This is a genomic window from Ensifer sp. ENS02 (genome assembly GCF_014851885.1).
Lineage (GTDB): Bacteria > Pseudomonadota > Alphaproteobacteria > Rhizobiales > Rhizobiaceae > Ensifer > Ensifer adhaerens.
The window spans coordinates 105,851-126,480 of sequence record NZ_JACVAO010000013.1 but is presented as its reverse complement, the minus strand read 5'-3'; the positions used below and the strand labels follow the sequence as shown (position 1 = coordinate 126,480).

At 64.9% G+C, this 20,630-nt stretch carries 12 protein-coding genes; all 12 read left to right on the top strand.

From position 1 onward, the window contains the following. The first annotated feature begins 64 nt into the window (after window positions 1-64). A complete protein-coding gene (locus IB262_RS25810) occupies window positions 65-1,657 on the top strand; it encodes a DUF4157 domain-containing protein (protein WP_192493973.1) in 1,593 nt (530 codons plus the stop codon). Between the two features lie 70 nt (window positions 1,658-1,727). Beyond that, entirely contained in the window at window positions 1,728-5,684 is a 3,957-nt protein-coding gene (locus IB262_RS25805; protein WP_181432633.1) for a DUF4157 domain-containing protein, read from the top strand. A 61-nt stretch (window positions 5,685-5,745) separates the two neighbouring features. Continuing rightward, window positions 5,746-6,393 (top strand): hypothetical protein, encoded by a 648-nt coding sequence (locus tag IB262_RS25800; RefSeq protein ID WP_089045079.1) that lies wholly within the window; start codon window positions 5,746-5,748, stop codon window positions 6,391-6,393. A gap of 9 nt (window positions 6,394-6,402) precedes the next feature. Next, window positions 6,403-6,711 (top strand): hypothetical protein, encoded by a 309-nt coding sequence (locus IB262_RS25795; protein WP_060582072.1) that lies wholly within the window; start codon window positions 6,403-6,405, stop codon window positions 6,709-6,711. Continuing rightward, a complete protein-coding gene (locus IB262_RS25790) occupies window positions 6,708-7,880 on the top strand; it encodes a hypothetical protein (RefSeq protein ID WP_060582071.1) in 1,173 nt (390 codons plus the stop codon). Before IB262_RS25795 ends, IB262_RS25790 begins: the two co-directional genes overlap by 4 nt. After that, window positions 7,877-8,389 carry a phage baseplate assembly protein V gene (locus tag IB262_RS25785; protein ID WP_060582070.1) on the top strand — a complete coding sequence of 171 codons (513 nt, stop codon included), beginning with the start codon at window positions 7,877-7,879 and terminating at the stop codon, window positions 8,387-8,389. Before IB262_RS25790 ends, IB262_RS25785 begins: the two co-directional genes overlap by 4 nt. Then, window positions 8,386-8,718: a hypothetical protein gene (locus IB262_RS25780; RefSeq protein WP_060519092.1), complete on the top strand. Its 333-nt coding sequence runs from the start codon at window positions 8,386-8,388 to the stop codon at window positions 8,716-8,718. The genes IB262_RS25785 and IB262_RS25780 overlap by 4 nt, the downstream gene beginning before the upstream one ends. Continuing rightward, entirely contained in the window at window positions 8,715-9,074 is a 360-nt protein-coding gene (locus tag IB262_RS25775) for a GPW/gp25 family protein (protein ID WP_060582069.1), read from the top strand. Before IB262_RS25780 ends, IB262_RS25775 begins: the two co-directional genes overlap by 4 nt. Next, window positions 9,071-11,575, top strand: a complete 2,505-nt coding sequence (locus IB262_RS25770) for a putative baseplate assembly protein (protein ID WP_162727443.1) — start codon at window positions 9,071-9,073, stop codon at window positions 11,573-11,575. Before IB262_RS25775 ends, IB262_RS25770 begins: the two co-directional genes overlap by 4 nt. Before the next feature lie 2 nt (window positions 11,576-11,577). Next, window positions 11,578-14,664 (top strand): putative baseplate assembly protein, encoded by a 3,087-nt coding sequence (locus IB262_RS25765; protein ID WP_181432631.1) that lies wholly within the window; start codon window positions 11,578-11,580, stop codon window positions 14,662-14,664. A gap of 85 nt (window positions 14,665-14,749) precedes the next feature. Then, window positions 14,750-16,870 (top strand): hypothetical protein, encoded by a 2,121-nt coding sequence (locus IB262_RS25760; protein ID WP_192493972.1) that lies wholly within the window; start codon window positions 14,750-14,752, stop codon window positions 16,868-16,870. 10 nt (window positions 16,871-16,880) lie between these two features. Next, entirely contained in the window at window positions 16,881-20,612 is a 3,732-nt protein-coding gene (locus tag IB262_RS25755) for a DUF6519 domain-containing protein (protein WP_192493971.1), read from the top strand. The last annotated feature ends 18 nt before the right edge of the window (window positions 20,613-20,630 follow it).

Sequence of the window (20,630 nt, the reverse complement as noted above, 5' to 3'; positions counted from 1 at the left end):
TGCCCGACGTTCGATGCCCCGTTCCGCACGCAACCGCGGTGGCTCGGGCGTGTGTGAACCTAAGATGCGGCTGCCCGGATCGCTCAGCGCGGTGCCCGGCGTACTTCAGCGTAAGCCGGTGGTCGGTCCGGCGAACGACGCCTATGAGCGCGAGGCCGATCAGGTTGCCGGTACCGTCGCAAAGGGCAGTGCTGCACGGGCTGTCACGCCCATGACGGCCGCTTCGGTGCAGCGGCAAGGCGGCGGGTCCGGGGGCAACACTCGGGGCAACACTGGGGGCGGGCCATCCGGCGCTGCCACGGCGGCCAAAGCGGTTTCTGAGGGCGGCCGCATGCTCAGTGTCGCTGAAGCCGGCTTCTTCGTACCGCGTTTCCGGCGGGACCTTTCGCATGTGCGCGTCCATGAAGGGCCGCAGGTTGATCAGGCCGCGGCCATGATCGGGGCGCGCGCCTATACGCTTGGAAACGATATTGCGCTGGCCAAGGGCGAGTACATCCCCGGAACCACCGAGGGCCGACGCCTGATGGCGCACGAGTTGACGCATAGCCTGCAACAGACCGCTGGCGAGCAAACCATCCGCCGCGCGCCGGACGGCGAACGCAAGGCCGCCGACTTCAAGAAAGTCACGATGGTCTTCAACGGTGAGGAACTGATCGTTTACGGCGACGGCGAGGAAATCATGCGCTACGACGGCGATTCCGGTCGCCCGATCAAGATTACCGAAGAGGATGCCAAGGCCTGCGGCGCAGATGTCGATGTCGACACCTATCTGAACGACAAACGTTTCACCGGCATCAAGGACAAGGGGCCGATCCCGGAGGGCACCTATAGTTTTTCGCCACCGGGTATCAGCCAATTTTCAACCGGGGAACAGCTGGACCTTTTGGTCGGCGGCATCGTCGGCAAGAAAAACGTCACGGTCCAGGGGCAGAGCATTCATGCCGGCGACTGGGGGGCCGGACGGGTGCACCTCAATCCTGTCGCGGTCAGGGAGGGGCCGTGTGGCAATGCCGGAAGGCGAAGCGCGTTCTTCCTGCACGGCGGGCTACTGCGCGGCAGCTCAGGCTGCATCGATATCCAAACCAGCTTCGACGAACTGGCTGCCTTTCTCGACGGCTACAAAAATCCGGTCACGCTCAAGGTCGCGTATACCGATCCGGCGACCAGGGTCGGGTTCTGGACTGGGCTCGGCGGCGCGCTTGCCTATCAGGGCTTCCATTTCACCAGTCAGGGAACCGGCTTGTTAGGCGCCGAGGTGGCGGGCGACAGGACAAGTTTCGTCGCCTCGCTGCAATACAATTTGCTGCTGGACTGGGCCGGCGGTGCCCTGACCGCCGGCGTTCATGTCGATGTGCCGGTCGACGATCGGGACGCCTTTATCCGCGCCGGATTGCGCGGCGGTGCGGAGTATCGTGTCTACCGGTCCCTCTACGGGCGGATCTTCGGAGGCGGTTACTATGATACCGCGCGCGGCGATCTTCCGGCCGGGTTCGGCCTCCAGGCCGGCGGCGGCCTCGGCTATGATTTCGGACCGGTGCAAATGGAGGTGCTCTACAATTTCCTGGCGCCTCTGGGCGACGAGGATGCCGCCACTTCAGGCCGACCGGAGCGCCAAAGGGCGCACCAGGTCCTCACAGGGATCGGCTTCGAATGGTAGGGCGGGGCGACATAGCGCGACCTGCGCCGGCGATTACCTGCAGCACCAGGCCAGCTGCCGGGGGGCTGCCATGTCCGTGAGCGTCGCCCAAGCCGCCAAGCCCCCCGCCTTTGCCGTCGCGACGCCGACGAAACACAAGGCCGAGCCGTTGCCGGATCAAGACCAGGTGCCTCGGCGCCTGCTTTCTTCGCTGTCCTCGGTTCCTTTGGTTCAGCGCGTCTGCGCTGAATGCGCCCGAGAGGATGACGAGCACACCATGCCAGTCATGCCGCGGCTTGAAGTGGGCCCGGTGGACGACCCGTTCGAGCGCGAAGCGGATGACATAGCCGGACGTGTGATGGCGACCCGCGAGCCAAATTCCGTTCAACGTGCCGGGCTCGACGCAGAAACGCCGGACGCCATGCCCCGTCGCATCAGGCGGAAATGCTCGGCCTGCGGAGGTGACGAAACGCCGGTGATACCGAGACTGGAGGTGGGACCGGTTGACCATCCGCACGAGGCCGAAGCGGATTCAATCGCAGCGACCGTCATGACCCAGCGCCCCGGCACCGGTCTTCAGCGCCGGAGCGAAGACGACGAGCCGGAAGTGATGGCACGCAGATCGGTCGTTCAACGCAAATGCGCCGCTTGCAGCGCTGCTGAGGAAGAGATGCCGGTCATGCCGCGTCGGGCCGTAGCGACGGTGCAGCGCATACCCTCGCCGCTGCTTGAGCGCGAGATGTTGCATGACTTGACTGACATGCCGCGGATGCGGGCCGACGGCCCTGCGGGTACCGAACACATTGCCGCCTCGGCCGGTCAGCTGGAATCCGGCGGCAGCGCCCTCTCGCCGCAAACCCGAGACTTTTTCGAAAGCCGCATGGGGCGCGACCTCTCTGACGTGCGCATCCATCGCGGCAGCGCCTCGGATGCGCTGAATGACAGCATCTCGTCGCTCGCCTTTACCTACCGCAATCATGTCTGGCTGGGGCGAAACGAAGCGGAAGCGCCGTCCTTCACTATGGCGCACGAATTGGCGCATGTGCTGCAACAGACCCAGCCGGATGAAGTGCAGCCGAAAGTGCGCCGCGTCCCGTCCGATATCATTAGCGAAACGCTCTACTTCGGCGAGGAGGCCAACAAGACACCCACCCATGACCTCGTCGTTGCCGACGCGGTGAAGAAAAATGCCAAACTCATGGGCGAGGTCTCGGTGCCAAACGCGCACCGCGACCTCGGCGCCGTGGAAGACGGTTTCGGCTACGCCGACCTGGTGCTTTCGGATCCCAACAAACTCTGGGGAATCCGCTTCGCACCCTATACCGGCCCGGCCACAGGCACCGCCGCCGCGCGCGGCACCGCGAACGGGACCGGCTCCGGTACCAGCACAGGTACTGGAACCGGAGCCGGGACGGGTACCGGTGGCACCGGCACCAGTGGCCAGACCCCACTGCCGTGGTATGTCGTGTCTGAAGGCGGCAAGAACATCATACCCAAGAGCCTTGGGCACAACAAAGTGCTTCACTTCGACGGCGCGGCGCTGACGGCGGATGCGGGCTTCCGGAAGTACCAAAACGAATCGAGCCCACGTTGGGCAACGAAAGACTTCGTCCGTTCAGCGATCGATGCGCCTCAGAGCTACGAGATCGGTGATGTGAAGTTTGCCGGCGACGAGGATCGTGAGCACAAGGCGGAAAAGCAGATCGGTCACTACGTCACCGGATTCAATAATGCCGCCCGGCATTACAACACGATGGTAGAACAGAGCGATCAGGTCAAGAACGGCACTGCGCCGGCCGGCTCCTGGACCGGGAAGTCGCAGAGCAATTCGCTCGCCAAAACGGGCTTCACGGCCGCGAAGATGACCAGCTCGGCCAGCACCGGCGACTTCATCCCGCTGGAAACCGGGTTAAATCTGCGCCTTCGCAAGATTGAGAAGACGATCCTGGGTCGCGACAAGCCGGTAGACGTTTCCGGTTTCATTTATACCGGGAAGTCCTATTACCGCCAGAAGAGCGGCGCCAAATTTCTGTGGGAGTATGTTTTCTGGCCGGACCGGCCCGGCGAGCAGGACGACAAGACGTCGCGGTCCCTCCGGCGCAGCAAGCTGACCGATGCGAGCCAGGCCCTCTATGATCAGGTCTTTGCTTCGCCGACCGGCAAGAAGGTCATGCCGCTGCGCCATGCCGCTCCCCATGTTCAGCCCAAGAAGCCGAAAAAGCCGCTGCCGCCGCAGGAGGATCCCTTCCAGGCGCAATACAACACCTGGAAGGAAAAGCAGAAAGCCTTCACCAGCACCTTTGCTGCCTACACCAACGACAAGTCGGGAACCGGTAAGGCAGACATCGCCAAGCTGGCCTTTGATACGGCGATCCAGAACACGGTCAAGCTTTTGGGCGGCAAGGGGCCGGACGGCTCACGGCCGGTGCAGAACACCACTGAGCTGACTGCAGCGCAAGCCGAATACAACCGCGCCGAGCTCATGGAAGGACGCTCCGGACGGATGCTCGGGGCAATGCGCAAGACCTTTGGCGCGACCTTCGTCAAGGCGCTCAACATCTACCACCGGCTGAAGACCAAGTTCGAAAACTTCCTGGCGGGCGCAAAGAAACGCACCAGCGGCGGAAAGATCGGCAAGGCGATCATGAAGGTCGGTGGCGTGATTTTCGGCGCCATCATCAAGATCATGCTGCCGCAGGTCGGCGCCTATCTGGTCGACTGCGTCGAGGAGGGATTCAAGTCGATGCTGAAGTCGATGATCGGCACCGACTTCAGCAAGTACACCGATACGGTCGAAGGCGAGATCGTCAAGAAGTACCAGGAGATCTCGGAAAAGATCGAAGCCAAGGTCGAAGAGGCGGCCGAGGCGATCAAGACCCGGTTCGGCAGCATCTACGAAACCGTAATGGACACCTGGGAAGCTGCCAAGACCCTGATCAGCATCGCTCGGCATGTGTTCAACGTCGCCCGCATCGCCTCCTGCGCCGCCGGCGGGCTCGAGACGGTGGGGATTTCCTGCGTCGTTGCCGGTGTCGACTACATCCTTTCGCTCTTCGACATCTCGCCCAGCGAGTATCTTCTGTCGCATATGCTAGGCTCCTGTGTCGCGCAGGACCTGATCAAGGAGTTCATCCTCGGCCGGGCGATCATCCAGAACCTGCCGAAGGAAATCGCCGAGACGATCCGCAAGAACCTCAAGGACATTCTGCCGACTGAGGTGAAGCCGCTGCTTTGCGATCATATCGGCGATGCGCCAGACCTGCCGGATGCCTCAGAGGTTCCATGCGAGGACATCGACAATCCGGGCAGTGGGCGCGGCGGCAGCGATCTGTCGAAGCCGCCGCCGGGTTTCCCGCCGGGCATGAACGAGCGTCGAGCGACCGAGAAGGAAATCCGCGACCATGGCCGTCTGGGCACCGGGGTCGTCGACAACACAGGCAAGGTCGACCGCAGCAAGTTGCCCGAAGAGTTCCGCAAGCTGCTCGAACCGGAAGCACCGCCGCCTCCGGGAACCCCGGAAGTCTGGGATCCGCCGGAAATCAAGAACCCGCCACCGGTCAAGAGCAGCCCTCCGGCAGACAAACAAACGGCCCCGGGTGCCTCTCCCCCCGACCAGGCAAAGGACAAACCCGAGGACAAGGCGCCGGGACAGAAGCCTGCGAGCGGACCGGCCGGCAGCAGCGGCGACCAGGCGGGGTCCGGTGGCCAGTCGACCCAGTCCGTCCGCCGCGGGCAGATCACCGGTCCGACCGAGGGCCTAACGACCTATCACACCATCTTCCCCGGGCCTTCCGGCGGCTTCGCTTACGGGCCGGGCAATGCCAAGACCGTGTTTGATGTCTACCTCTACGTTCAGACGTCGGACATGCGGACTTTCGGCCCGCTGCCGATCCGCATCAAGGTCATCGAAGTGGGACGCTCCAAGACGATCGGCGATTGGATCAAGTACCTCCCGGACGGTTCCTATGTCCTGAAGAACGACACCGAAGTCGAGATCAATCCGACCGGGCGCGATTGGTTCATTGCAAAGCTGAGTGTGGACAGATGAGACAGTTCCTGGCGTTCCATCTCAATGATGTCACCTCCGGCGCATCGGATCGGGGGCTGCAATGACGGGTCTAACCATCTCCCCGCAGGTCCAGAAAGGCGCCCTCGTCGGGCTCGACCTCTTCAACCCGCTCTCCTCGGTGGCGATCTTCCAGTACAACCCCGACCAGATCACCCGGTCGATCGCGCCGAACTACAGCCAGGCGGGTGGCGGAAGAGGCGAGCCGTTGCGGCTGGCGGGACCTCCCGCCGAGACGATCAGCGCGAACCTCAAGATGGACCTGATCGACCAGATGGAAGAGGGCGAGAACGGACCGCTGGGTGGCGGCATCTCGGGTTACCTCGCGGCGCTCGAAATGATGGTCTACCCCAAGACCATCGCCGTTGCGATCAACCAGGCTCTGATGCTGGCCGGAACCATGGAGGTGGTTCCGCCGGCCGCACCGCTGACGCTCTTCATCTACGGCTGGAAGCGGGTGGTGCCTGTCAAGATCGAAAGCCTGTCGATCACCGAGACCGCGCACGACCCGGCCTTAAACCCGATCCGCGCCGATGTCGCGGTCTCGATGAAAGTGCTGACCTACAACGATCTGTCGATGACCAACCCGGGCTACTGGGCCTTCCTGACCCACCAGGTGATCAAGGAGACGCTCGCCACCGTCGCAAGCGTCAACAACATCGCCGATGTGGCGGGCAACCTGGATTTCTGAGAGGGCGTGATGATCACAGCAACAAGCCGATACACCCTCGCCACCGAAACCGAATTCACCCGGCCGGACGGCAGCAAGGTGCGCCACATCGTACCGCCGATCCTGCCGCACCCCGAGGATCACACCGTGGCGCGCCAGCACCGCGTCACCGACAGCGATCGCGCCGATATCATCGCCGCACAGACCTATGGCCAGGCGACCGCCTGGTGGATGATCGCCAATGCCAATTCCGCCGCGCATCCCGACCAGTTGACCGCGGTGCCCGGCGCTCCACTGGCCATTCCGATGCCCGATGCGAGGGGAGGCAGGACCACGTGAGCGCCTTCGGCAACATCCTCGGCATTCGCGTCACACTGCTTCTGGGCAGGGAGGCCGTCGTGCTGCCCGCGCCGCTCGAGGCGATGGAGGCGATCGAAGAGATCGAGGTGCGCCAGGCGATGAAAAAGGACTCAGGCTTCAAGATCACGCTGCTGGCCGGGCGAGAGGGACCGCTTGGCGCATTTGGCCCTCCGTTCGTCAATGATCCCCGGTTCCAGCGCGGGGCGCGGGTGGTGGTCGTTGTCTGGAACGGGGTGGTGCCGACGCCGATCTTCGACGGGGTGGTGACCAAGACCCAGTACATACCCGGCGAAGGGTCAAATGAAGGCAAGTACCTGATGTTGGGCCGCGACCTGACCTTTGTCATGGACCGCGAAGAAAAACGCGCCCAGCACCCGGCCCAGGACGAAACCGTGATCATGAATGCCATGGCGCTGAAATATGCCACTTACGGCGTGATCCCGGTGATCATGCCGCCGCCGGTGATCGATCCGCCGATCCCGGTCGACCGCACGCCGCAGCAGACCTGCACGGACCTCGCCTATGCCAAGAAGATGGCCAGGCGCCACGGCTACAAGGTGTTCATCGATCCAGGCCCGGCGCCGGGGATCAGCCAGCTCTATTTCGGCCCGGTGCCGCGCCCCGGCCTGCCGCAGAAGCCGATCTCGGTCAATCTGGGGCCGATGTCGGATGCCTACGATGTCACTGTCAACCACGATGGCGAGACCCTGACGGCTGCGCGCGCCAAGGTGCATGACCGCTCCACGGGGCAGGTGGTTTCGCTGGAGATCCCGACCTCCACCAATACGCCGATGTCGGCCCTGTCGGAGGCGCTGACGCAGATGGGCAATACCAAGACGAAGGAGATAGTGACCTCGGGCCTCAACACCGCGCAGGTGCTCGCGCGTCTGATGGCTGAGGTGAACGAACCGGCCGAACGGGTACTGGAGGTGACCGGCACCATCGATAACACGCGCTACAACGCGGTGCTCAAACCCTACTACGCGGTCGATATCCGCGGCCTGGGGATGATCTACAACGGAACCTATACGGTGGCCGAAGTCAGGCACGTCCTCAAACCCGGTGCCTATACCCAGTCGTTCGCACTTCAGCGCGACGGGCTCTATCCGATCCTGCCGGCCGTCGCACCGGAGGTATCGCCGATATGAGCTGCGAGGACGAAAAATTCTTCGGCAAATATCGCGGCAAGGTTGAGCTCAACATCGACCCATTGGGCCTTGGCCGGGTGCAGGTCAGCGTGGCTGATGTCATGGGGGATGGCACGCTCGCCTGGGCCATGCCCTGTCTGCCGGGAGCCGGACCGGGCGTTGGCATCTTCGCCATCCCGCCCTCGGGCGCCAATGTCTGGGTCGAATTCGAGCGCGGCGACCCGGACTATCCGATCTGGTCTGGCGGGTTCTGGGACGCTGGAGACACGCCGGCGGCGATGGGACCGACGCAGGCGCTGACGCGGATCTGGGCGGGCGACAACTTCAAACTGGAGGTGCTCGACGCGCCGGGCGTGGGGGAACTCACGCTCAGCATGACCACGGCCATGGGGGATGCCGTGCTGAAGGCGGGGGCGGACGCCATGGAGCTGAGCTTTTCCGGATCGACGGTCAAGCTTGGCCCCGATGGGGTCACGATCAACAACGGAAATCTGAAGGTGCTGCCATGACCACGCCGATCGTCACGCAGGGAACCGTCGCCACCTGCCCGCATTCCATCCCGATCACGATCGCGGCGACGGGTGTGAAGCTTTTGATCGACGGCACGCCGGCAGCCCTTCTCGGCGACAAGGGCACGATCGCAGGTTGCCCGTTCACGACGCCCGAACCCAAGCCGCAGCCCTGTCTCATTGCCGAGTTCACCAAGGCGGCCAGCAAGGTGCAGTCGGCCGGCAAGCCGGTGTTGTTGGTCAATCCCGGCGACCTTTGCAAATCCGGCCAGATCCCCAACGGTCCGGTGGTCTGGTCTTCGCCGCAAACCAAGGTTGTCGCGATATGACCTGGTTTTCCTTCCCCTACCGGATCTCAGCCGCCGGAACCACGGCCGAGGCCGACCGCGACCAGCAGGTCCGCGACATGATCGAGCAGGTGCTGTTCACGCGCCGCGGCGAGCGGCTCAACCGGCCTGAATTCGGTGCCGGGTTGCACGAGATGGTGTTTTCGGAGAACACGCCGGAGATCGCAGCCGCCGTCCAGCACATGGTCCAGGGGGCGCTTCAGCAATGGCTGGTCGAGGTGATCGAACTGCGTGGTGTGCGGGTTGAGGCCGTGGACAGCCAGTTGCGGGTCACGGTCGTCTACAGCCGGCTCGGCGACGACGAGATTCGCCGCGCCGTGGTGGAGGGCGCGATATGACGAAGTGCAGGTGTCATTGCGGCACGTCGCTGCGCCGGCAGAGGGTTCTGGAAAGCAACGCCGACATGGGTGGCGGGCTTGAGATCAACGGCATCGACTTCGTCGAGGTGTTGGACAGCGGCGCACCGGCTGGCATGGCGCAGAAACTGCTCGACGTAGCTTTCCTCAAACCCGATGGCGTCGCGGCCCTGAACGAGGACAACTTCGCCGTGACAGGCGGAACGCGGGTCAAGGGCATCAAGGTGCTATCGCTGGCGCTGCAGCCGGACGGGTTGACCCAGCGGCTGACCCTGGACCAGGCCGGGGATTTCTCGCCTTATGTGCTGTCGCTGCGGCAAGGGGCGGTGAACGCTGCACCGCCCGCCAATATGGATCGCCAGCTGGCGAGCGTGTGCTTCTCCTTCAAAGTCGAATGCCGCTCGGATTTCGATTGCGCCGACCCTGCACTTTCGGTTCCGGCGCGTCGTCAGGGGCCGCCGACAGATTACCTGACCCGCGATTTCACCGGCTTTCGCACGATGATGCTGGACCGCATGTCTGCCACCATGGCCGACTGGACCGAGCGCAATCCGGCGGATCTGGGCGTGACCCTTGTTGAGGTGCTGGCGGATGCTGCCGACAAGGTGAGCTGGTTTCAGGACGCCATAGGCACCGAAGCGTTCTTCGAGCGCACGCGCTTTCGGCAGTCACTCGTGCGCCACGCCCGGCTACTCGGCTATCGTCCGGGCGAGGGTTGCAATGCGCGCACAGCCGTCGCCGTGACGGCGGATGTCGACCGGGATGGCGCACCTGACGTGATTGCGCGCGGCACCCGGTTCCTGACCCGCCCAGAGGACCGGAGGCAGCAGCGGCCGACGGTGATCACACCAGAGGCGGAGCTTTTCGAAGACATGGTCCGACGTGGGTCAGTGGTGTTCGAGGCACTGGAACCGCTGAAGTCGCTGCGCGTGGCGCGCAACGATGCGGGCTTCCACGATTGGGGCGACGAGGGCTGCTGCCTCACCAAGGGCGCAACCTCCGCTTTCCTGACGAAGGCTCCCGGCGATCTTGACCTTGTGGCAGGCGATCTTCTTTTGCTGGAGGAGCGCATTCCTTTTGGCGGTAGCACCGAGGATCCGCCGGATCCGACGCACCGCCAGGTCGTGCGTCTGTCGGAAGGCCCCAAGCCTGCAAGTGATTCGATCTTCGGTCTCGCCTTGACTGAGGTGCGCTGGTTCGCCGAAGACGCGTTGAGGTTCGCTCTGCCGATCGGTACCCTCGATGGCAAGCCGATGTCGGTGGCGCGTGGCAATGTTCTATTGGTCGACGAAGGCCGTACCGTCGATCACGGCGACCCCGCGCACGAAGACGAAATCCTCTTGGAAACCCTCTCCACCGACGGCCTGCTGCCAGATGACGGGCCTGGCCAGGTGCTGCGCTACCGGCTGGCCGCCGGAGAGGTGGTGCGCGCGCCGCCTTTCGATCCGGAGAGTGCACGCACCGCCTCGGCGGCTGCGTCGCTTTCGCCGGTGGCCGAACCGGTCGCACAGGTCGCGCTCGTCGGCGACGGTGAGATATGGACGACGGTGCCGGACCTTCTGGCGTCGGAGCGTTTCGCGCCGCATGTGGCGGTCGAGGCAGGCACCGTGCCAGGGACGGCCTATGTGCGCTTCGGCGACGGGGTACTGGGCCGCCGCCCAACCGATGGAGCCGCGTTTGTCGCGCGTATCCGTCACGGCGGCGGTTTGCGCGGCAACATCGGGGCCGGCGCGATCGCCCATGTGGTGACCGGCGACGGCAACGGCATCTTCGCGCTGAGCAACCCTGTCCCGGCAACCGGCGGCATCGTGCCGGAACCACGCACGGCAGTGCATGTTGCCGCGCCACAGGCGTTTCGCGTCTCGCGTCGTGCGGTCACGGCGGCCGACTACGCCGTGGTTGCCGCCCGCCACCCGAGCGTCGAACGAGCCTTCGGGCGCCGCCGCTGGACCGGCAGCTGGCACACGGTCACGCTGGCGCTCGACCTCGTCGGAGGCGGCGAGGTGGACGCTGCAGTCGAGGCCGAGTTGCGCGCGTTCATCGAAGATCATCGGTTGGCGGGCCACGATCTAGAATTTGTCTCGCCGGTCTTCGTACCGCTCGACATCATCCTCTTTGTCTGTGCCGCGCCCGACGCCTATGCGTCGGACATCAACCGCGATCTCCTGGCGCTCTTTTCCGATCGCGATCTGCCGGATGGAACCCGCGGGCTCTTTCATCCGGATGTCCTGGAGTTCGGAGCGGACGTGGCGTTGTCGCCGATGATCGCCCGCGCGATGCGGATCGACGGCGTGTCCTGGATCGGCACCACCGACGAAAGCAACGCGCCGGTGGGCCGTTTTGCCCGGATGGATCAGCCCGGTGTGGACTATGCCGCCGAGGCGATCCTGCCGATCGCCAGCGCCGAGATTGCCCGGCTCGACAACGATCCCAGCCGTCCCGAGAACGGCCGGGTCCGCTTCATCGTGGAAGGGGGGCGCTGATCATGGCAACGCGCGACAAAAGCTCGCCGTGTGGCGGCATCGACCTTGGTCCGCATCGCCCTGCCAACCGTGCCGGGCTTTCACAGGTGGATTACCGGATCACGACCCAGCCCGAGGCGCTGGCGCGAATGCTGCATCTTCTGCCGCGACACGGGGTGATAGACCCGGAGACCGGTGCCGAGCTCCAGCCGTTGGAGGCGTTGCGGACGCGCGACCTTCGCGATCCGACGATCAGCCTGTTCGACGCCTGGGCCATGGCCTGCGACGTGGTGTCCTTCTATTCGGAGCGCATCGCCAACGAAGGTTTCATCGGGACCGCCACCCAGCGCCGTTCGGTGCTCGAACTGGCGCGGATGATCGGCTATGAGCTCGCCCCCGGCGTGGCGTCCAGCGCCCATCTGGCATTCTCGGTCGAGGACACGGACAATCCCTATCGCGTGGTCCAGATCGGTATCGGTGTGCAGGCGATGTCGATTCCGCACGAGAAGGGCAAACTGCCGCAGATCTTCGAAACGGTCGAAGAGATCACCGCACGCGCCGAATGGAACAACATTCACGCCCGAACCGAGCGTCCTCAGAACCTGGTGCTCTACAACAACCTCGAAAGTGATGGGGACACAGCCAACGGCACGCTCTACCTCTTCGATCTGGACAACTCATTCGACGACGCCACATTGGCCGATCCTGACCTCGTTACCATTGCTGCCGAGGCGGATCTGGAACACTACCACCCGATGACCCGACGGCTCGATCTGCCCGCCGCGCTGGCGAAACGTATCGAGGATAACGAAACGAACGAAGAGATCGACCCGGTGCTCTACGCGCTGCCGGTGAACGAGGTCTGCCTTACGGGGCTCGGGCTCAACCTGCGCAAGGGCACCCGGTTGTTGGCGGTGGCGCAGGCGGCGAGCGATGGCGCGCCGGTCACGGCCATACCGATGCGGGTGGTATCGGCCACCGAGGACCGAGCCTTCGGCCTGACGAAAGTCGTTTTGACGCGCAGCGGCCACGCGCCCGAGAAGGTGCGCCGCGCACCGCCCTTCCGGCTCGCGAAACTGCTGATCGGCATCATGCCCTCGATGCGCATCGCGCTGGGCACTCAGGCGATCGAGACGCATGTGCGCGGCCGGACCTGGTCGGGAGACGGGCTCTCGGCGCTGGTGCAATCCCAATCCTGGCAGCGCGCCAAAATCATGACGCTGGTTCGCCTGCTGGTCTTGCCGCCGCCGGAGAAGGACGATGGCGAGGTGCCGGCACTCGGCCTGCATGTCATGCGCGACAGTTCCGGGTTCTTCGGCAGTACTGCGCCGCTCCACGCCACGGTGAATTATGGCACCAAGGCCGATGGGACCTATGACAAGGGTCCCTATACCCACAACTGGGATGGGGCCACGGGCGGATCACCCAACACGATCTGGCTGGACGGGATGGGTGCAAAGTACATCGACAAGGGCGCCTCCCACGTCTACCTCGACCGCGAGCTGAAGGAATTGCAGCCCAACGGCTGGGCGATCATCGAGAACGCCGCGGGCGGGTCTCTCGGTTTGCGGGTCGTGCATGCGGCGGCGGAATCGCGGGCGGACTACGCAATCACGGGAAAGTCGACCGGCGTGGGGTTCCGCACCGCCAATGGCGGACTGTTGGAGCTCGGCGGCACCGACTCGACCACAATCTACAATTCCTTCCTATTTCGGGGTTCGCAGATCCATGCGGTCAGCGCGCATCTTCCGCTTGCCGGTGTGCCGCTGTCGCCGGAGCTGCCGCAGAGGTCCACCTCGGTCGAGCTGGACCGGCTTTATCTCGATCTCGAACGCGGACGGCCCGTTTCGCTTTCCGGCGCACGCAACGATGCCGAGGGCATCACCGGGCGCGAGACCCATATCATCGACGAGGTCCAGCATATCGACGGGATCACGCGGCTGGTGCTGACCGGCGAGACCGCCTGGCCCTATGACCGCACCACCGTGCGCATCAACGCAAATGTCGCGCTCGCCACCCATGGCGAGGCGGTGGCCGAAGACCTCGGGAATGGCGACGCCCGGCTGACGTTCCAGACCTTCACGCTGAAGAAGCCGCCGCTCACTTACGTTTCAGCCGCAAACGAGGCCGGTCGCGCCTCGACCCTGAAGATCCGTATCGACGGTGCGCTCTGGCAGGAGGTGACGGCACTGGGCCAGGCCGGGCCGGAGGACCCCGTCTACGAGGTGCGCCTGTCCGACGACGGCAAGGCGCATGTGCGCTTCGGTGACGGCCGGACCGGGCGTCGCCTGCCCACCGGCTTGCTGAACGTAAAGGCGGAGTACCGCAGCGGCATCGGCCGCGCCGGCGAAGTGCCGGAAGAGGCGATCAGTCAGCTGAGAACCCGGCCGCTCGGTGTGCGCGCAGTGGTGAACCCGTCGCCCGCAACAGGCTCGGCCGATCCCGAGACGCTGGATAGCGCGCGCGAAACCGCACCGGGCACGGTCAAGACCCTCGGGCGCATCGTCTCGCTCACCGACTACGCCGATTTTGCGCGTAGTTTTGCCGGCATCGGCAAGGCCCAGGCGTGCGAGCTGTGGTCAGGGCAGAACAAGGTGATCCATGTCACGGTGGCCCCTGAAGCGGACGCCGAGCTCACGGCAAGCGATCCGCTGATGTCCAACCTTGCCGATGCAATGGCCAAGGCGCGCGATCCTGCACGTCCCCTGATCTTGCAACCCTACGCGCGCCGGTTCTTTGCCCTGACGGCCAAGATTTATCCCGATCCGACCTACCGCGCCGAGGACGTCAAGCTCTGGGCGCGCCAGCAGATCGAGGCGCTTTTCGGTTACGACGCGCGCAAGCTCGCCCAATCGGTGAGTGCTGCCGAGGTCATTGCCGCGCTGCATCGGGCGCGCGGTGTCGTATCGGTCGATCTCGACGCGCTCGAGGTGCTGCTCGACGGCTCTACCACCGGTTCTGTGGCTGCTGATCTGTCCTCGGTGCTGCCCTCGCTCCCAGCCGTCGGGCCGGGCCAGCGCGGGCAGCGCCACGACTTTGCCCCGGCGCAATTGCTGACCGTGCTGCCGTCGGCGGTCAGCCTGACGATGATGGAGACCGCAAATGTATAATCGCGCGACCGGCAACCTTTTCGAACGGCTGCCCAGCCATTTCCGCACGCGCGATGCCGAAGAGGGTCGTGCGCTTCAGGCGCTGATGGAGATCATGGCACAGGAGCTGGTCATCCTGGAGCGCGACATAGACCAGCTCTACGACGACTGGTTCGTCGAGACCTGCGAGCCGTGGGCACTGCCCTACATCGCTGCGCTGATCGGCGCCCGGCCGATGCGCGAGATCGGGTCCGACCAGATAGGGCTTCTGCGCGGATACGTCGCCAATGTGCTGCGCAACCGGCAGGCAAAAGGCACCGCCGCGGCGATCGAGCAGGTGGCGCGCGAAGTGTCCGGATGGTCGGTGGTGGCGGTCGAATTCTTCCAGAGGCTTGCGACCTCGCAGCATATGAACCATGTGCGACCGGCTGCACCGGGCTTTGCCGACCTGCGCAACACCGCGCGCTGCCGCGCCAGCCGGTCGCCGTTCTCAACGATGGCGCATTCGCCGGCCGCCGGGCAGCCGGGCGCCTATGCCGGGCGCTACAACATTCCGCATCTGGGGCTGTTCATTTGGCGGCGCGCGGCGGCACCGATCTGGCCTGTGGAAAATCCAGCCGCAGGGTATCTGGGCGGGGCCGTTCCGCGTCCCGATGCACCGGATCCGGGGCTTTTGACCTTTGATCCGCTGGGACGCGACCTGCCGTTGGTCAACCGCCCGGCGGCCGACCTGAGCGTGGGTGCGCGGATGACCGCGCGCACCGTGCCTGCGACATTGTCCCGTGATGAGGTCTTCGCCGCGCTCAACGCTGCCCGCGCAGACGGCGCCACTCCGGGCCGCTGGTTTGAGGAAAGCCCGCCGTTTCGAGTGCGTCTGGACGGCGCGGAGGTGTCGCCTGAAAAGCTCTTCTGCTGCAATCTGGAAAAGGCCGAAAACGGCACCTGGCGGCGGCCGGCCGTGGCTGGCACGGTGATGGTCGACCCTGAGCTCGGCCGGATCTCGCTGCACGCTTCGGACGAGGGCAAGGCGGTCGAGACCGGTTTTGCCACCGGGCAGCCCTTCGATATCGGCGGCGGCGCCTATGACCGGCGGTCGAGCCTTGAGAAATGGCTGCCCGATCTCGTAGTGCCCGGCGAGGCGCCGCCCTGGCAGATCGGTGTGACGAAGGTGGCGGGCCATGTGACCGACAACCCGCTTCAGGGTGGGCCGGTGGTCGCGAGCCTGCGCGATGCGGTCGACCGCTGGAATGCCCAGGCCACCGCGGGCTCGCGCGGGATCATCGCGGTGATGGACAACGCCACCTATGTCGAGGCGTTGAACGCCACCCATGCAATCACGTTGCCGAAAGGCGCAACGCTGGCGATTGTGGCTGCCGCCTGGCCGGTGGTGGAGGAGCCGGGCGGGGTGCGTCGCCGCTTTGCGGGCCAATTGTCGCCGATGCACCGGCGGCCTCTTGTTCTGGCGCCGGCGATGATCGAGGCGGCGGATGCGGGCGACGGCCCGGCCGGTTCGCTGGTGATCGACGGATTGGTGATCACCGGCAATCTCACCGCCCGGCCTAGAGGCGATCTTGGGGCTCTCCGGCTTTACAATTGCACGATCGGCGCCTCGGGCGCGGCGCTGGACTATTCGGTGCGTGCCACCACCGAGAACGCCAGGATGAGCCTGGTCCTCGACCGCTGCATTGTCGGCAAGGTGGAGCTACCGCAGGCGACAGGCGCGATCGAGATCACGCGATCGATCATCGGGGAGGATCAGACCGCCGGTGGCGGCGGGGCAGGGGCTGGCGCCTTGGTGCTGCGCGTGCCGCTCATGGACATGAGCTGCAGCGGCAGTACCGTCCTTGGCCGCACCACCTGCCGCAGCCTGCAGGCGGAAAACAGCATCCTCACTGGGCGGATCACCGTCGAGCACCGGCAGAGCGGCTGCGTCCGGTTCTGCTATGTCGACGAGACCTCGGTCTTGCCGCGCCGCTACCGCTGCGTGCCGCGTGCGAGCGACGACCGCAAGCCGCGGCCGGTCTTCGTCTCGACCCGTTTTCAGGATCCCGAATTCGGGCTCTTAAGCCTGCGCACGCCACAGGCCATCCTCGAAGGGGCCGAGGATGGCATGGAGATGGGAGTGGGCTACGCCAACCGCGACCCCGCCCGCCGCGCCAACATCCGCGATGCCATCGAGGAATTTGCGCCATTCGGCCTTGTTCCGGGCTTCATTTACATGAGTTAGGAGGCCTGCCATGACCGGTGATATTTCGAGAAAGACCTTCGATCCTGTCAAGGATTTCAGCCTTGTGGGGATGCAGCAGGGCCGCCTGTTCACCGATGCCGACTGGAACGAACAGGGCGACATCCTGCGCGCCTCGGATCGGGAGACGGCGGCTGATATCATCGGCCCTGCCGGCTTTCCGGAGGACGATGCGGGCTTCGGACTGATCCCGGATCCCGGGACCGGAACGCTGGTGATCACCCCTGGTACCGGATACGTGGCAGGTGTGGGCCATGTGCTGCGCTGGCCTTTTGGCTTTTCGCTGACCCGTCAGTCGGGCACCGGCGGCAATGCGGTCTGGCGGATCGACGATGGCGGGGAGCTGGCTGACGACGACGTGCTGAGCACTGACCCGGCGGGCCTGAGCGTTTTCGTCAAGGTGCGCAACTTCGCTGAGGATGCGAACGGCGTGCGGACCTTCCGTACCACGCCAGCCCTTGGTGATGCCGTGACCCGCGCCTTCCGGCCGGCAACAGTCCAGCGGCAACCATATGGGGCAGGCACGCCGCTTCCGGCGGTGGCCGGCGACTACCTGGCCGTGCTCAAGTCCACAGATCTGATCGTGACCGCACTCGATGAACCGCTGCTGCGCGAGGTGGCTTTCGACGGGCCGGATACGGCCTATCGTGAGCGGACCATCTGGCAAGTCCAGCTGGTCGCGCGCGCGGCGCTCCTGGCGCTTGGATACCAGGCTTCCGACCTGACCTGCCCGGCGCTGTCAAAGGGGTTCGATCCCGTCCTTGCCGACCGTGCGCAGGGCGAGATGCGCGCGCGGGCGGAGCTTTCCGACCTTAGCGCCGGCCCCTGCAACCTTCCGCCCGCCGCGGGCTACCGCAGTCTCGACAATTTTCTCTTCCGCGTCGAGATCCATCTGGCTGGCGACGAGGCGGCGGCGTTCTACAAATGGTCGCGCGAGAATGCCATTCACCGCACGCGATACCGCGAGATCGACGCAGGCGTCTTGGTGGTGGACAGCATCGGCCGTGATGAGATGACCGCGTTGAAGGCGGGCGACTGGATCGAGATCCGCGATCAGGCGGCGATCTATGGGGAGGCGCCTGGCTTCTTCGCCCGGATCGACGAGGTGGTCGGCCAACGCGTCTCGCTTGCCGAACTGCGCGATCCGCTCACGCTTGCGCCACTCCTCAACAACGGTCTCCCGGACACAGACAAGCTTCCGGCGGAGGCATTCGTCACCCGTTGGGAAGGCGGGCTTCCGGCGCAGGTGGACGATGCCGCGGCCGATTGGGCAGATCTGGAGAATGGTGTCCAGATCCGCTTCGAAGCCGGTCAGTATCAACCCGGCGATCACTGGATCATTCCGGCGCGCGCCGTGTCCGGCGATGTGGAATGGCCACGCAATCCGGTCACCGGCGAACCGTTGCCGAAACCTGCAGAAGGACCGCGGCGCAACTATGCGGCGCTCGCCTGGCTCGTGCTCGACGGTGCCGGCGCCTGGACCGTAGCCGAAGATTGCCGCCCGCTTTTCCCGCCGATTACCCGCGCCAAGCAGGTGCTCTACGCCGGCGGCGACGGGCAAGAGGCCCTGGACGATCCCCTGAATGCGGCCGCCCTGGTACCTCTACCAAAGGAGCTTTCCGTCGCGGTGGTGCGCGGCCATAAACCGGTCCAGGGAGAGACGATCCGTTTTACCGTTGCGGAGGGGGCCGGGCAGTTTGGTAACGGCATGCCAACCCAAGAGGCCACCACCGATGGCACCGGCGTGGCGTCGGTTACCTTTAGCCTTGATGGCACGAACAGGGTGCAGCGCGTCTTTGCCCAGCGGCTGGATGCCGCCGGAACACCGACCCATGAGCCCATCAGCTTCAACGCGACACTCGCGCGTGCGACCCACGTCAGTTTCAACCCGGCCAATACGCCCGCGCTTGCGCTCGCCAATACGGTGCAGAAGGCTATCGAGGCTTTGGCGGGGCTCCAGCATGTCGGCTGCACCACGATCGTCATCCAGCCGGGTGAGGACTGGGTGGCCCGGCTGGAGGGGCTGCAGCCGGGCGAGAATGCCTCGATCTGTTTTGCCAGGGGCACCTACACCACCGGGCGCACCGTTGAGATGACCGGTCTTGGTCATATCCGCATCAGCGGCGCCGGGCCCGGGACCGTCCAGATTCTGGCCTATCGCACGGAGGCGGCCATCGCCTTTGCAGCCTGCGCCAGCGTTGTGGTCAGCGGGCTTGAATTTGCAACGCCCGACAGCAACAGCGCGGTCGATCCCGGTCGGAAGATCCACCGTCAGGGCACGCTGGACTTCGGTCACTGCGACGCGGTTGAAGTGCATGGCTGCACGCTGAGTTGCGGCGGCGGCACCTCGACCGAGCGCACCTGCCTGACGGTCCGGGGCTACAGCGAGACGCTGAAGAGCTTGAGGGTCACGCAATCGGTTCGGATCGCCAACAACAGTCTGACGGTCGGCAACCTTCAGGAGGGGATCGTCGTGACCGATGCCGTCGACGTCGATGTGTCCGGCAACATCCTGACCGCCAAGCCGGGCAAGGGCTCGCTCAACATCAAGGCGTTCCTTTCCGACAAGGTCTGGCTAGCCACGACCGCAAACAGCTTCATCACCCGCCCCGTGAAGGGCTATGTCGGCCGGGGCACCGGCTTCAAGGAGATTGGCGTCAAGGAATGGCGCATGACCTTCGACAGTCCAGTGCCGCAGAAGGACTGGGACGCGCTGGTCGCTACGAACCCGCCCGCCGCGGCGGACCTCAAGAACCAGGAAACGTTCGGTCGCTGGGCGCAGGGGCTCGTCGCCTCCGTGGCAGAGAACCCCGACCGGATGCCGGTGTTTCGCAAGCAATTGAAGCGGCTTGGGGACTCGTTCGGCACCCATGGTGAGGGGCTGGACAATACGAAGGTGCGCACCACGCTCCTCGTTTCGAGCGACCCGGTCGTGCAGCGCTTCGATGCGAGATCGGGTGCTGAGCGACAGGTCGTGGTCGAGGCGAACGGGCAGGTCGTCGCCTTCGACAGTGCCTTCAGCCAGAAGGATTGGACGACGCTCATTTCCCGCAGCGGCTCGGCTGCCAAGATCGCAAATGCAGACGAACTTCTGGGGCTGAGCTACGGCCTGGCGAAGAAGGTATTGGAGGATGCCGAGCTCCGCGCCGGGCTGGGATCGGTCCAGAACTGGCTGAAGGGGCTTGAGGAAAACTCGGTCAGCCTGGGGGCGCAGGGCATCGTCTGCGGTGGACGGCGGATGGACAATGTCGCGATCCGGGGCAATGCAATCCGCGCCTTCCAGGTGGGGGTGCGGGTGGCGGTCAGCCACATGCGCAACGCGAATGTGCGGGCCAGATCGGTGTCGATCGACGACAACCGCATGGAGTTGATGGCGCCCTACGCGCAAGCCTATGCCGGTTACGGTGTGCTTGTCGGGAATGTCGATACCCTGCGCATCCGGGGCAACGAGATGGCGCTGTCGACCCGGCCGAATTTCAGCAGGTATTTTGCGCAGGGCATCCGCATCTGGGGCTTCATCGGTCACCAGGTGCTGGTGGCGGAGAACCGGATTTCGATGGCCACGATGGGCATCCGCCTGGTTTCGGTCGTCGCGTTCGGCGACGAGGATCCGCACCTTTGGGTGTTCCGCGAAAACCTGATCGAGGGACCGGGGATCCGTGGCTGGAAGGTGACGCCATCCTGGCCGCTCGTCGACCAGAACAATCTGACGCGTAGCGTCTAAGGATGGCCTGACGCCGAT

What these genes read in the sequence shown, in the direction of transcription:
- IB262_RS25810 (WP_192493973.1), top strand. Translation starts at nt 65, where the DNA reads ATGCGGCTGCCCGGATCGCTCAGCGCGGTGCCCGGCGTACTTCAGCGT.
- IB262_RS25805 (WP_181432633.1), top strand. Translation starts at nt 1,728, where the DNA reads ATGTCCGTGAGCGTCGCCCAAGCCGCCAAGCCCCCCGCCTTTGCCGTC.
- IB262_RS25800 (WP_089045079.1), top strand. Translation starts at nt 5,746, where the DNA reads ATGACGGGTCTAACCATCTCCCCGCAGGTCCAGAAAGGCGCCCTCGTC.
- IB262_RS25795 (WP_060582072.1), top strand. Translation starts at nt 6,403, where the DNA reads ATGATCACAGCAACAAGCCGATACACCCTCGCCACCGAAACCGAATTC.
- IB262_RS25785 (WP_060582070.1), top strand. Translation starts at nt 7,877, where the DNA reads ATGAGCTGCGAGGACGAAAAATTCTTCGGCAAATATCGCGGCAAGGTT.
- IB262_RS25780 (WP_060519092.1), top strand. Translation starts at nt 8,386, where the DNA reads ATGACCACGCCGATCGTCACGCAGGGAACCGTCGCCACCTGCCCGCAT.
- IB262_RS25775 (WP_060582069.1), top strand. Translation starts at nt 8,715, where the DNA reads ATGACCTGGTTTTCCTTCCCCTACCGGATCTCAGCCGCCGGAACCACG.
- IB262_RS25770 (WP_162727443.1), top strand. Translation starts at nt 9,071, where the DNA reads ATGACGAAGTGCAGGTGTCATTGCGGCACGTCGCTGCGCCGGCAGAGG.
- IB262_RS25765 (WP_181432631.1), top strand. Translation starts at nt 11,578, where the DNA reads ATGGCAACGCGCGACAAAAGCTCGCCGTGTGGCGGCATCGACCTTGGT.
- IB262_RS25760 (WP_192493972.1), top strand. Translation starts at nt 14,750, where the DNA reads ATGGAGATCATGGCACAGGAGCTGGTCATCCTGGAGCGCGACATAGAC.
- IB262_RS25755 (WP_192493971.1), top strand. Translation starts at nt 16,881, where the DNA reads ATGACCGGTGATATTTCGAGAAAGACCTTCGATCCTGTCAAGGATTTC.